We start from the raw sequence: 12358 nt of genomic DNA on the forward strand, positions 1-12358 counted from the left end.
TGTCGTCCGCCGGGGTACGCGTGTTCGCCGTTCAGGTACGCGTGTTCGCCATCCGGGTACCGTCCGGGCGTTGCGGTCGCCGGAACTGTCGTACCCCGGCGTTACGCTCTGCCCATGCCCGACGCCGACACCGTCACCACGGACCCGCTCGTTCCCGTGCAAGCCGAGCAAGCCGTGCACACCGCGGACTCCGCCGTCGCCACGCAGGTGCGGCGGCGGCCCGCCCTGTCGCCGTCCCGGGCAAGTGACTTCAAGCAGTGCCCCCTGCTCTACCGGTTCCGCGCGGTCGACCGGCTGCCGGAGGTGCCGACCAAGGCCCAGCTGCGCGGCACGCTCGTCCACTCGGTACTGGAGCGGCTCTTCGCGCTGCCCGCGGGCGAACGGGTGCCGCCGAAGGCGCGTGAGCTGCTGGGCCCGGCGTGGACCGAGCTGTCGGCCGACCGTCCGGAGTGGACCGAGCTGTTCGACGCCGAAAAGCCGGATGACCACGCGGAATGGCTGCGGTCGGCCGAAAAGCTGCTGGACGCCTACTTCGGCCTCGAAGACCCGCGGCGGCTCGAACCGGAGGCCTGCGAGCTGCACGTCGAGATCGAGCTCGGCTCGGGGGTGCTGCTGCGCGGCTACATCGACCGGGTCGACGTCGCACCGACCGGCGAGATCCGGGTCGTCGACTACAAGACCGGGGCCGCGCCGCGCGAAATCGGTGAGGCCAAGGCGATGTTCCAGATGAAGTTCTACGCCGTGGTCCTGTGGCGGCTGCGCGGGATCGTGCCGCGGCAGCTGAAGCTGATGTACCTGACCGACGGCCAGTCGCTGGCCTACACCCCGGACGAGGCCGAGCTGATCCGCTTCGAACGGACGCTGGAAGCGATCTGGCAGGCCATCCTCAAGGCGGGCAAGACCGGCGACTTCCGGCCCAACAAGAGCAAGCTGTGCAACTGGTGCGACCACCAGGCGCACTGCCCCGAGTACGGCGGCACCCCACCGGTCTACCCCGGCTGGCCGGAGCCCGACGCGGGCGAAGAGACGCCCCTGGACCGGGCCGACTGATGGCCGACGCGTTTTTCGTCCCCCTCGGTGAGGGCCGGTACTCCGCCACCGCGCACACGGCCGGGCCGTGGTCGCCGGACTCCCAGCACTTCGGGCCGCCGTCGGCGCTGCTGGTCCGGGCTCTCGAAAACGTCGAACAGCAGCACCCGGCCGAACTCGCGCGGGTGACCGTGGAGATCCTCGGGCCGGCGCCGGTCGCCGAGCTGCTGGTCCGCGCCCGGGTGGAGCGGCCCGGCCGGTCGGTCGAGCTGCTGCAGGCCGAGCTGGCCTCGGCCGAACGGGTCATCGCGCGGGCCTCGGCGTGGCGCATCGCGACGTCGGACACCGCGGAGGTGAGCACCGACGGCGGCCCGCTGATGCCGGCGCCGGACACCGTCACGGAGTCGGCGTGGCCGGAGGGCTGGAACGGCGGCTACCTCGACGCGCTCGAGTGGCGCGCGGTCCGCGGCGCCATGGACGTGCCCGGCCCGGCCGCGGTGTGGGCCCGCCAGCGCGTCCCGCTGGTCGACGGCGAGGAGCCGAGCGGCCTGCAACGCCTGTTCGCGGTCGCCGACTCCGGCAACGGCGTGTCCAACTACCTCGACCCGCGCAAGTGGTGGTTCATCAACTCCGAGCTCACCGTGCACCTGCGCCGGCCGCCCGCGGGCGAGTGGATCGGCCTCGACGCCGTCACGCTGGTCGGCAAGCACGGCGTCGGCACGGCGACCAGCATCCTGCACGACGCCGAGGGCCCGGTGGCCACCGGCGCGCAGGCGCTGATGGTCCGCCCGCGACAGGCCGGGGGCGGATAGCCACCCACAACGGGCCCGCATCCAATAACCTTCGCGGAACGACCGACATGAGGAGCGCTCCGGCATGCAGATCACCTCGGTGGTCAACCAGAAGGGCGGGGTCGGCAAGACCTCGCTGAGCGTCGGCACCGCGGCGGCCTTGGCCGAGCGCGGCCGGCGGGTGCTGCTGGTCGACCTCGACCCGCAGGGACACGCGACCACCGAGATGCTCGGCCTGGCCGAGGTCCGCGGGGACGCGCCGACCCTGGCGAAAGCCCTGGCCAAGAAGTGGAAGGGGCCGATCGAAGAGCTCGTCGTGCCGCATCCGCGCAGCAACCTCGGCCGCGGCGGCGCGCTCGACGTCATCCCGACCTCACCGGGGATGTTCGACCTGATCCGGCGGCTCGACTCGTTCCGCGTGCCCGGCTGGCAGCTGGCCCGGGTCATCCAGTTCGCCAACTACGACCACTGCATCATCGACTGCCCTCCGGCGCTCGACGTGCTGACGAACAACGCGCTGGCGGCGTCGCACGGGATACTGGTCCCGGTGCAGCCGGACAAGACGTCCATCCGCGCGCTGCGGCTGCTGGCGGACCAGGTCCGCTACGTCGAGCAGACCGTCGGACGGCAGCCGCTGTCGTGGTTCGGGCTGGTCCCGAGCCTCTACCGGCGGCCGATCTCGCACTACGCGGCCGCGGCGCTGCAGGAGATGTACGAGTTCGGCATCCCGATGCTGTCGCACCTGCCGCTGGGCGTGGTGATGAACGAGGCGGCCGCGCACGGCGTCCCGGTGACCACCTACGCCCCGGAAACGCTGCAGGCGCTGTCGTTCCGCGAGATCGCGGGCACGCTCGACACCTACCTGGAGCAGAACTCGGCGCCCGCGGTGATCCCGGCCGACGAGGAGTTCGTCTTCGAGGACTTCATCTCCGAGGTCTCGGTGGCGCGCAACAACAACGACAACGGCGCCCGCAAGGGCCTCTACGACCTGCTGCCGAAGAAACCGCACCGGCCTCGCTGATCCCCGGCCGCGGGCGGGAAGCGGTTTCCCGCCCGCGACCGGGTGCGGTTCAGAGGCGGCAGGAGCGGATGTCGGACGCCAGGATGGCCTTCGCGCCCACCTCGGCGAGCTCGTCCATGACCCGGTTGACGTCCTTGCGCGAGACCATCGCGCGCACCGCCACCCAGTCGTCGTCGGCGAGCGGGGCCACCGTCGGCGACTCCAGGCCGGGCGTGATGCCGATGGCGCGCTCGACGAGCGTCCGCGGGCAGTCGTAGTCCAGCATCAGGTACTGCTGCGCGAACACGACACCGCGCAGGCGCGCCGCGAGCTGGCTCTTCGCCTTGCTCTGCTCGCTGCCCTTCCGCTGCAGCAGCACGGCTTCCGAGACGCAGATCGGGTCGCCGAAGGCCACCAGGTTGTTCTGGCGCAGCGACCGGCCGGACTCGACGACGTCGGCGATCGCGTCCGCGACCCCGAGCTGGATCGAGATCTCGACCGCACCGTCGAGGCGGATCACCTCGGCGGTGACGCCGTGGCGCGCGAGGTCGTCGCGCACCAGCCGCGGGTACGACGTCGCGAGCCGCTTGCCCTGCAGGTCGGCCGGCTTCCAGTCCTGGCCCGCCGGGGCGGCGTAGCGGAACGTCGAGCCGCCGAAACCGAGCGCCTGGAGCTCCTCGACCGGCGCGCCGGAGTCGAGCGCGAGGTCGCGGCCGGTGATGCCGAGGTCCAGGTCACCGGAGCCGACGTAGATCGCGATGTCCTTGGGGCGCAGGAAGAAGAACTCGACCTCGTTGATCGGGTCCAGCACGGTCAGGTCGCGCTGCTCATGCCGCTTCCGGTAGCCCGCCTCGCCGAGCATCTCCGTCGCCGCTGCGGCGAGGGCTCCCTTGTTCGGCACGGCAACACGCAGCATTTCGCTTCTCTCCTCGTTCAGCGGTGGACGTTCAGCGGCGGACCACCCGATCACAGGTAGCGGTAGACGTCCTCGGTCGACAGGCCGCGGCCGAGCATCAGCACCTGCACCCGGTACAGCAGCTGGGAGATCTCCTCGGCGAGGCGGTCGTCGGACTCGTGCTCGGCGGCGATCCACACCTCGCCGGCTTCCTCCAGCACCTTCTTGCCCTGGGCGTGCACTCCCGCGTCGAGGGCGACGACGGTGCCGGACCCGTCGGGACGGGAACGCGCGCGCTCGGCAAGCTCCGCGAACAGCTCATCGAAGGTCTTCACGGTCTGCAGATCCTTCCACCCCGGCCGGGCCGGTGCCGCCCCGGGCCGGTGCGGATGCCGCCGATGTCACACGACCGTGGACGTCTGCTCCCGAAGAGTGGGATCTGCCGAGGTCAGAAGAGCGTTTCGTGCTCCTGTTCGAAGTCGAGGAGGTAGCGCTTGCGCTCGATGCCGCCGCCGTAGCCGGTCAGCGAGCCGTTGGCCCCGACCACGCGGTGGCACGGCACGATGATGCCGATCGGGTTCCGGCCGTTGGCCAGCCCGACCGCGCGCGACGCCGACGGCTTGCCCAGCCGGTCGGCCAGCTCGCCGTAGGAAGTCGTGGTGCCGTACGGGATCTTCCGCAGCTCGGCCCAGACCAGCTGCTGGAACGGCGTGCCGACGAACGTCAGCGGCACCTCGAACTCGTGGCGCTGCCCGGCGAAGTACTCCTTCAGCTCGGTCTCGGCGCGGGCGAAGATCCCGGCACCCGGGTCCGGTTCGCCGAAGGTGAGTTCGTCCGGGCGGTGCCGCTGCCGGACCATGTACAGCCCGCAGAGCGCGTCGCCCTGGGCGACGAGGGTGAGCGGGCCGAAAGGGCTGTCGACGACAGCGTGGGAACGCATGGTTCTCCTGTCTTGACGGCGGTTCAGGCCGCGGGCATGCGGTTGATGGCGTGGTCGCCGGTGGCCCACAGGTGCTGGGTGGCGTACGCGCGCCACGGGCGCCACGCCGCGGAACGGGAGACGATCGCGGCCTGGCCGCCGAGGCCGAGCGTCTCCGCCGCGTACTTGATGCCGAGGTCGGTGGGCAGGAACGCGTCCGGGTCGCCCAGCGCGCGCATCGCGATGCTCTCGACGGTCCACGGCCCGAAGCCGGGCAACGCGCTCAGCGCGGCCCGGGTCCCGGCCCAGTCGCTGCCCGCGCCGAGGTCGAGGCCGCCGCCGGTCAGGGCCTCGACCAGGCCCAGCAGCGTGCGACGGCGGCTGCGCGGCATGGCGAGGGTCTCCGGGTCGAGCTCGGCCAGTGCCTCGGGTGACGGGAAGAGATGCGTCAGGCCGCCTTCGGGGTCCTCGACCGGGGTGCCGTGCGCGACGACGATCCGGGCGGCGTGCGTCCGCGCGGCGGCGGTCGACACCTGCTGCCCCAGCACCGCCCGCACGGCGAACTCGGCGCCGTCGACCGTGCGCGGCACCCGGCGGCCCGGCGCGGCCGCCACCAGCGGCGCGAGCAGCGGGTCGGTGGCCAGCTGATCGTCAACGGCCACCGGGTCCGCGTCCAGGTCGAGCAGGCGGCGGCAGCGGCTGGTGGCGGCGGGCAGGTCACGCAGGTCGGTCAGGGTGAGCCGGCAGGCGATGTGCCCGTCCTCCGGCCGCAGCGCGACGACGCCATGGCCGTGCGGCAGCCGCAGCGTCCGGCGGTAGGCGCCGTCCCGCCACTCCTCCACGCCCGGCACGCCGGTGGCCACCAGGTGCCCGAACAGGTTGTCCGGGCACAGCGGCCTGCGATACGGCAGCCGCAGCGGGATCGCCGCCCCGGCGGCGGCCGTCGGCTTGCCCTTGGCGCGGGCGCGCAGCTCGGTCGGCGACAGGGCGAACACCGCCCGAACGGTGTCGTTGAACGTCCGGATGCTGCCGAACCCGGCCGCGAGCGCCAGCTCGGTCATCGGCAGGGTGGTCGTCTCGATGAGGGTCCGCGCGGTCTGCGCGCGCTGGGCCCGCGCGACCGCCAGGGGCCCGGCGCCCAGCTCCGCGAAGACCTGGCGCTCGATCTGCCGGACGCTGTACCCGAGCCGGCCGGCGAGGCCGCGCACGCCCTCGGTGTCGACGACGCCGTCGGCGATCAGCCGCATCGCCCGCGCGACCAGGTCGGAGCGCTCGTTCCACAGCGGCGAGCCCGGGCTGGCGTCCGGGCGGCAGCGTTTGCACGCCCGGAAGCCGGCCTGCTGGGCGGCCGCGGCGCTGGGGTAGAACCGCATGTTCCGCCGTTTCGGCGGCACCACCGGGCAGCTGGGGCGGCAGTAGATCCGGGTCGTGACGACGGCCGTGTAGAACCACCCGTCGAACCGGGCGTCCTTGCTCAGGACGGCCCGCACGCACCCCTCGAAGTCTTCGTGCACCACCCCAGCATCACCGAGCCCACGGGCCGGGGCTAGCGGAAAAGCGACATGGTCGTGCTCAGCCCAGCAGGGCCGCCAGCGCCGGCACGTCGACGCCGACGAGCGTGTCGCGGAAGACGCGCCGCTCCCCCGGCTCGACCTCGACGTCGTTCGGGATCACCAGCACCGTGCAGCCCGCGGCCACCGCCGACGCCGTCCCGGGCGGCGAGTCCTCGACCGCGACACAGCGTTCCGGCGCGACACCGAGCAGCTCGGCGGCCTTGAGGTACGGGCGCGGGTGCGGCTTGTTGTGGCCTTCGACCTCGTCGCCGCACACCGTGACGTCGAAGAACTCGCGGCCGATCGTGTTGAGCGCCAGGTCGGTCAGGTCCCGCTCGGTGGAGGTGACCAGCGCCGAGCGCAGGCCAGCCGCGCGCACCGCGGCCAGCACCTCGCGGGCGCCGGGACGCCACGGCAGCGCGTCGTCGAACAGCCCGGCCGTGCGGCGGCGGATCAGGGTCCCGGTCTCGGCGATCGCCTCGCGCGTCACGGCCCGGCCGGCGACCTCGAGCAGGCACGCGGAGGTGTCGTCCATGTTGGACCCGACGAGCGTCATCCGCGTCTCTTCCGACAGCTTGCCGCCGAGGGCTTCCGCCGTCTCGTAGAGCGCGACGTCCCACAGCTTCTCGGAATCGACCAGTGTTCCGTCCATGTCGAACAACACGGCGTCGAGACCGTCCACAGTGGATCCCCTCCAGGGCTTAGGTGTTGAAGTACTTGGCTTCGGGGTGGTGGCAGACGATCGCGTCGGTCGACTGCTCGGGGTGCAGCTGGTACTCCTCGGACAGCTTGACGCCGATGCGGCCCGGCTCGAGGAGCGCGACGATCTTCGCTCGGTCCTCGAGATCGGGACAGGCGCCGTAGCCCAGGGAGAACCTCGCTCCACGGTAGCCGAGCGCGAAGAACTCCTCGACGTCCTCGGGGTCCTCTGAGGCGACCGCCACACCGCCGGGGAAGGTCAGCTCCTGCCGGATGCGGCGGTGCCAGTACTCGGCGAGCGCCTCGGCCAGCTGGACGCCGAGGCCGTGCACCTCGAGGTAGTCGCGGTAGGCGTCGGCCGCGAATAGCTCGTTCGCGTGGTCGGCGATCGGCTGGCCCATGGTCACGACGGTGAACGGCACGACGTCGACCTCGCCCGACTCCCGCGGCCGGTAGAAGTCGGCCAGGCAGAGCCGCCGGTCGCGGCGCTGCCGCGGGAACGTGAAACGCAGCCGCTCCGGCGCGTCCGGCGCGGGCTCGGTGAGCACGACCAGGTCGTCCTCCTCGGCCACGCACGGGAAGTAGCCGTAGACGACGGCCGCGTGCGCCAGGACACCGCCGGCGGTCAGCCGGTCGAGCCAGTACCGCAGCCGCGGCCGTCCTTCGGACTCGACCAGCTCGTCGTAGGTCGGCCCGTTGCCGCCGCGGGCGCCCTTGAGGCCCCACTGCCCCATGAACGTCGCGCGTTCGTCGAGCATGGCGGCGTAGTCGGCCAGCGGGACGCCCTTGACCACCCGGCTGCCCCAGAACGGCGGCGCCGGCAGCGGGACGTCGGTGGCGACGTCCGAACGAGCGGGCGGCGGCCCCTCGTCGGGCTGGCGGGCCTTGCGCGCTTCGGCGATCCGCAGCGAGCGTTCCCGCCGTTCCTTGCGCTCCCGGCGTTTCGCCTCCGCCTCGGCATCCACAGTGGACGGTTCACCGCGCTTGGCGGCCATGATCGCGTCCATCAGCCGCAGGCCTTCGAACGCGTCCCGCGCGTAGCGGACGTCGCCGGTGTAGAGCTCGCTCAGGTCGTTCTCGACGTAGGAGCGGGTCAGCGCGGCGCCGCCGAGCAGCACCGGCCACCGCGCGGAGACGCCCCGGGAGTTCATCTCCTGGAGGTTCTCCTTCATGATCACCGTGGACTTCACCAGCAGCCCGGACATCCCGATCGCGTCGGCGCCGTTCTCGGCCGCCGCGTCGAGGATGGTCGTGATCGGCTGCTTGATGCCGAGGTTGACGACCTCGTAGCCGTTGTTGGACAGGATGATGTCGACCAGGTTCTTGCCGATGTCGTGCACGTCGCCGCGCACGGTGGCCAGCACGATCCGGCCCTTGCCGGCGTCGTCACCGGTCTCCATATGCGGTTCCAGGTGGGCGACGGCCGCCTTCATCACCTCGGCGGACTGGAGCACGAACGGCAGCTGCATCTGCCCGGAGCCGAACAGCTCCCCGACGGTCTTCATCCCGGCCAGCAGCGTGTCGTTGATGATCTCCAGGGCGGGCCGCTGCTCCAGGGCCGCGTCGAGGTCGCCGGTCAGGCCGGTGCGCTCGCCGTCGACGATCCGGCGTTCCAGCCGTTCGAACAGCGGCAACGCGGCCAGCTCCTCGGCCCGTGACGCCTTGGACGACGCCGCGCTGACGCCCTCGAACAGCGCCATCAGCTCCTGCAGCGGGTCGTACCCCTCACGGCGGCGGTCGTAGACGAGGTCGAGGGCCACCGCGCGCCGGTCGTCCGGGATCCGGGCCATCGGCAGGATCTTCGACGCGTGCACGATCGCGGTGTCCAGCCCGGCCTGGACGCACTCGTGCAGGAACACCGAGTTGAGCACCTGCCGCGCGGCCGGGTTGAGGCCGAAGGAGATGTTCGACAGGCCGAGCGTGGTCTGCACGCCGGGGTGGCGGCGCTTGATCTCGCGGATCGCCTCGATCGTCTCGATGCCGTCGCGCCGCGACTCCTCCTGGCCGGTGGCGATGGTGAAGGTCAGGGCGTCGATGACGACGTCGGAGGTCCGCAGCCCCCAGGTGCCGGTGATGTCCTCGATCAGCCGCGTCGCGATGTCGGCCTTCGTCTGTGCCGTCCGGGCCTGGCCCTCTTCGTCGATGGTCAGCGCGACGACGGCCGCGCCGAACTCGCTCACCAGCGCCATGACCTGGGTGAACCGCGAGTCGGGGCCGTCACCGTCCTCGTAGTTGACGGAGTTGACCGCGCACCGGCCGCCGAGGCGTTCCAGGCCGGCCCGCAGCACCGGGACCTCGGTCGAGTCCAGCATGATCGGCAGCGTCGAGGCCGTGGCCAGCCGCCCGGCCAGCTCGGCCATGTCCGCCGTGCCGTCCCGGCCGACGTAGTCGACGCAGAGGTCGAGCAGGTGGGCGCCGTCGCGGGTCTGCTCGCGGGCGATCTCGACGCAGTCGTCCCAGCGCCCGTCGAGCATCGCGGTGCGGAACGCCTTGGAGCCGTTCGCGTTGGTCCGCTCGCCGATCATCAGCACGCTGGCGTCCTGCTTGAACGGGATCGCCTGGTAGAGCGACGACACGCCCGGCTCGGGACGCGGCCGCCGCGGGACCGGGGCGGTGCCCGCGACGGCGGCGGCGAGCTGCCGGATGTGCTCGGCGGTGGTGCCGCAGCAGCCGCCGACCAGCCCGACGCCGAACTCGCGGACGAACCCGGTCAGCGCCTCGACCAGCGCTTCCGGCCCCAGCGGGTAGACCGCGCCGTCCGGGCCCAGCTCGGGCAGGCCGGCGTTCGGCATCACCGACAGCGGTATCCGCGAGAGCTTGGCCAGCTGCCGCAGGTGCTCGCTCATCTCGGCCGGGCCGGTCGCGCAGTTGAGCCCGATGACGTCGATGCCCAGCGGCTCAAGCGCGGCCAGCGCGGCGCCGACCTCGGTGCCGAGCAGCATCGTGCCGGTGGTCTCGACGGTGATCGAGGCCAGGATCGGCACCCGCCTGCCCTCGGCGGCCATCGCCCGGTGCGCCCCGATGATCGACGCCTTGGTCTGCAGGATGTCCTGGGTGGTCTCGACGATCACCGCGTCGGCGCCGCCGGCCAGCAGGCCGCGGACCTCCTCGCGGTAGGCGTCGCGCAGCGTGGTGAACGGCGCGTGCCCGAGCGTCGGCAGCTTGGTGCCCGGGCCGACCGAGCCGAGCACGAACCGCGGCCGGTCCGGCGTCGCGAACTCGTCCGCCGTCTCCCTGGCCAGCCGGGCACCCGCTTCGGCCAGCTCGAAGATGCGCTCGGTGATGTCGTATTCGGCGAAGTTGGCAAAATTCGCCCCGAAGGTGTTGGATTCGACCGCGTCCGCCCCGGCCTCCAGATACCCCCGGTGGACCGACCGCACCACGTCCGGACGGGTGACGTTGAGGACCTCGTTGCAGCCTTCGAGGCCCGCGAAGTCGTCCAGGCTCAGGTCGTGGGCCTGCAGGGCCGTGCCCATCGCCCCGTCGGCCACCAGCACCCGGGCGGCCAGGGCGTCGAGGAACTGCGACGACAGGCGGTCGGACATGCTGAACAGCCTAAGGCCGGTGGTCGTAGGCTGGTCCGGTGAGTGAGCCCGTCGACGAGACCCCGCGGCCGCCTGGCGACCGCCCCGAACCCTCCCGGCCCCTGATGGTGGTCGCCTTCGAAGGCTGGAACGACGCAGGTGACGCGGCCAGCCGGGCCGTCGAGCACCTGCAGCTCAACTGGGACGCCACACCACTGGCCGAGCTGGAACCGGACGAGTACTACGACTTCCAGGTCAGCAGGCCCACGGTCCGGATGGTCGACGGCGTCACCCGCCGCGTCGACTGGCCGACGACGACGTTGTCGGTGTGCCGCCCCGACGGGTTCGACCGCGACGTGGTGCTCGTGCAGGGCCCCGAGCCGAACATGCGCTGGCGCGCCTTCTGCGCCGAGCTGCTCGAACACATCCAGCAGCTGGACGTCGCCACGGTCGTGACGCTGGGCGCGCTGCTCGCCGACACCGCGCACACCCGGCCGGTCCCGGTCACCGGGACGGCCTACGACAAGGACACCGCGTCCCTCTACGGGCTCGACCTGAACAACTACCAGGGCCCGACCGGCATCGTCGGGATCCTCCAGGACTACTGCGTCCAGGCCGGCATCCCCGCCGTCTCGATCTGGGCCGCGGTGCCGCACTACGTGTCGCACCCGCCGTCCCCGAAGGCGACGCTCGCGCTGCTGCACAAGCTGGAAGACATCCTCGACGTCGAGATCCCGCTGGGCGCGCTGCCGGAGCAGGCCGAGGAGTGGCAGCGCACGGTCAGCGAGATGGCCGACGAGGACGAAGAGATCAGCGAGTACGTCCGCGGTCTCGAAGAGCGCGGCGACGCGCAGAGCGAGGTCGAGCCCGAGGAGGTCAGCGGCGACAAGATCGCCGCCGAGTTCGAGCGCTACCTGCGCCGCCGCGGCCGTGGCGGGGGCCAGGAGGGCTTCGGCCTCCGCTGAGCTACCCGAGCCAGCTGGTGGCGAACACCCGGGCGGGGTTCGCCACCAGCATGGCCGTGACGACGTCGCCGCCGAGCAGCTTGACCAGCCGCGGTGCGAGCGTCGTGAGCAGGTAGGGCGCGCCCGGGCCGCCGCCGGTGACCAGCCGGGCCGCGGCCGTCGTGGTGTCACCACCCAGCAGGATCTGCCCGCCGTGGCCCGCCTCGACGAGAGCCTCCAGGCCGTCGAAGAGCCGCCAGTCGGTGGCGTGGTTGGCCCGGGACGGGCCGTCGAACCCGAGGAACACGCCGGTTTCGGCGATCTCCCGCTGGAGCCGGGCGTCCGGGTTGCGGTTGAGGTGCCCGAGGATCACCCGATCCGGTGAAACGTCCAGCTGGTCGCAGAGCAGGTGGACCGTCTCGAGGGCTGCGGTCCCGAGCTCGAGGTGCACCGCGATCGGCGCGCCGGTCTCCTGGTGGGCGACCGCGGCGGCAGTCATGGTCAGCCGGGCGTGCGGGTCGATCGTGTGGAAGGCACCGGCCACCTTGATCAGCCCGGCGCGCGGTCCGGTCCGCGGCTCGTCGGGCAGGTCGGCCGGTTGGGTGCCCTCGGTCAGGTCGGCGACGAACACCTTCACCAGCTCGTCGACCACGCGGTGGAGGATCGCGGGTGCGTAGTGGTCCGCCCGGTGGAGGCCGGTGGCCGCGACCACGTGCACCCCGATCTCCCGCGAGATCCAGGCGAGTTCCCGGGTCCGGCGGGTGAGGCCGTACGGCGTCCACTGGACCAGCGCCGCGCCGCCGGCGGTCTTGAAGTGCACCAGCTCCTCGATCGCCGCGGTCGGGTCGTCCAGCTCCTGGCCCGGCAGCAGCTTCGAGGTGAAGAAGAGGTGGTCGTGGGAGTTCGTGACACCCAGCTCGGCCGGGTCGATGTCACCCAGCACCGTCCGTACCCGCGGTTCCCCAGTCATGCCGCCACTGTAACGCCTCACCCGTTACACTGCC

11 protein-coding genes are annotated in these 12358 nt (G+C 72.1%); 4 read left to right on the forward strand and 7 right to left on the reverse strand.

Annotated features, from left to right (window positions below; genetic code table 11):
• Positions 1 to 114: 114 nt before the first annotated feature.
• The 3 genes from ACIOD2_RS04970 (at position 115) to ACIOD2_RS04980 (ending at position 2841) form a co-directional block, all read left to right on the forward strand.
• Positions 115 to 1050 (forward strand): RecB family exonuclease, encoded by a 936-nt coding sequence (locus ACIOD2_RS04970; protein WP_400534543.1) that lies wholly within the window; start codon positions 115 to 117, stop codon positions 1048 to 1050.
• Positions 1050 to 1841 (forward strand): thioesterase family protein, encoded by a 792-nt coding sequence (locus ACIOD2_RS04975; RefSeq protein ID WP_400534545.1) that lies wholly within the window; start codon positions 1050 to 1052, stop codon positions 1839 to 1841. The genes ACIOD2_RS04970 and ACIOD2_RS04975 overlap by 1 nt, the downstream gene beginning before the upstream one ends.
• Positions 1842 to 1905: 64 nt before the next feature.
• Positions 1906 to 2841: a ParA family protein gene (locus ACIOD2_RS04980; RefSeq protein WP_400534547.1), complete on the forward strand. Its 936-nt coding sequence runs from the start codon at positions 1906 to 1908 to the stop codon at positions 2839 to 2841.
• A 49-nt stretch (positions 2842 to 2890) separates the two neighbouring features.
• On the opposite strand, the gene hisG is transcribed toward ACIOD2_RS04980, so the two are convergent.
• From hisG to metH, 6 genes are all read right to left on the reverse strand, one after another.
• The gene (gene hisG / locus ACIOD2_RS04985; RefSeq protein ID WP_400534549.1) at positions 2891 to 3736 is read right to left on the reverse strand and encodes an ATP phosphoribosyltransferase; all 846 of its coding nucleotides are present in this window, start codon (positions 3734 to 3736) and stop codon (positions 2891 to 2893) included.
• Positions 3737 to 3786: 50 nt separating this feature from the next.
• Positions 3787 to 4050 (reverse strand): phosphoribosyl-ATP diphosphatase, encoded by a 264-nt coding sequence (locus tag ACIOD2_RS04990; RefSeq protein WP_247023247.1) that lies wholly within the window; start codon positions 4048 to 4050, stop codon positions 3787 to 3789.
• A gap of 113 nt (positions 4051 to 4163) precedes the next feature.
• Positions 4164 to 4655 carry a methylated-DNA--[protein]-cysteine S-methyltransferase gene (locus ACIOD2_RS04995; RefSeq protein ID WP_400534551.1) on the reverse strand — a complete coding sequence of 164 codons (492 nt, stop codon included), beginning with the start codon at positions 4653 to 4655 and terminating at the stop codon, positions 4164 to 4166.
• A 23-nt stretch (positions 4656 to 4678) separates the two neighbouring features.
• Complete coding sequence (locus ACIOD2_RS05000) at positions 4679 to 6148, reverse strand: AlkA N-terminal domain-containing protein (RefSeq protein ID WP_400534553.1); 1470 nt, start codon at positions 6146 to 6148, stop codon at positions 4679 to 4681.
• A gap of 58 nt (positions 6149 to 6206) precedes the next feature.
• Positions 6207 to 6839 (reverse strand): HAD family hydrolase, encoded by a 633-nt coding sequence (locus ACIOD2_RS05005; protein WP_400535410.1) that lies wholly within the window; start codon positions 6837 to 6839, stop codon positions 6207 to 6209.
• A 49-nt stretch (positions 6840 to 6888) separates the two neighbouring features.
• Positions 6889 to 10431, reverse strand: coding sequence for a methionine synthase (metH, locus tag ACIOD2_RS05010; protein ID WP_400534555.1), 3543 nt, complete (start codon positions 10429 to 10431; stop codon positions 6889 to 6891).
• Positions 10432 to 10469: 38 nt separating this feature from the next.
• Between metH and ACIOD2_RS05015 the strand changes: the two genes are divergently transcribed.
• Complete coding sequence (locus ACIOD2_RS05015) at positions 10470 to 11375, forward strand: PAC2 family protein (RefSeq protein WP_400534557.1); 906 nt, start codon at positions 10470 to 10472, stop codon at positions 11373 to 11375.
• Position 11376: 1 nt separating this feature from the next.
• Here ACIOD2_RS05015 and ACIOD2_RS05020 read toward each other — a convergent pair whose 3' ends face one another.
• On the reverse strand, positions 11377 to 12324 hold the full coding sequence (locus ACIOD2_RS05020; RefSeq protein WP_400534559.1) for a phosphotriesterase: 948 nt from the start codon (positions 12322 to 12324) through the stop codon (positions 11377 to 11379).
• Positions 12325 to 12358: the final 34 nt, after the last annotated feature.

Source organism: Amycolatopsis sp. NPDC088138 (assembly GCF_044741685.1).
In the GTDB taxonomy this organism is placed as follows: domain Bacteria; phylum Actinomycetota; class Actinomycetes; order Mycobacteriales; family Pseudonocardiaceae; genus Amycolatopsis.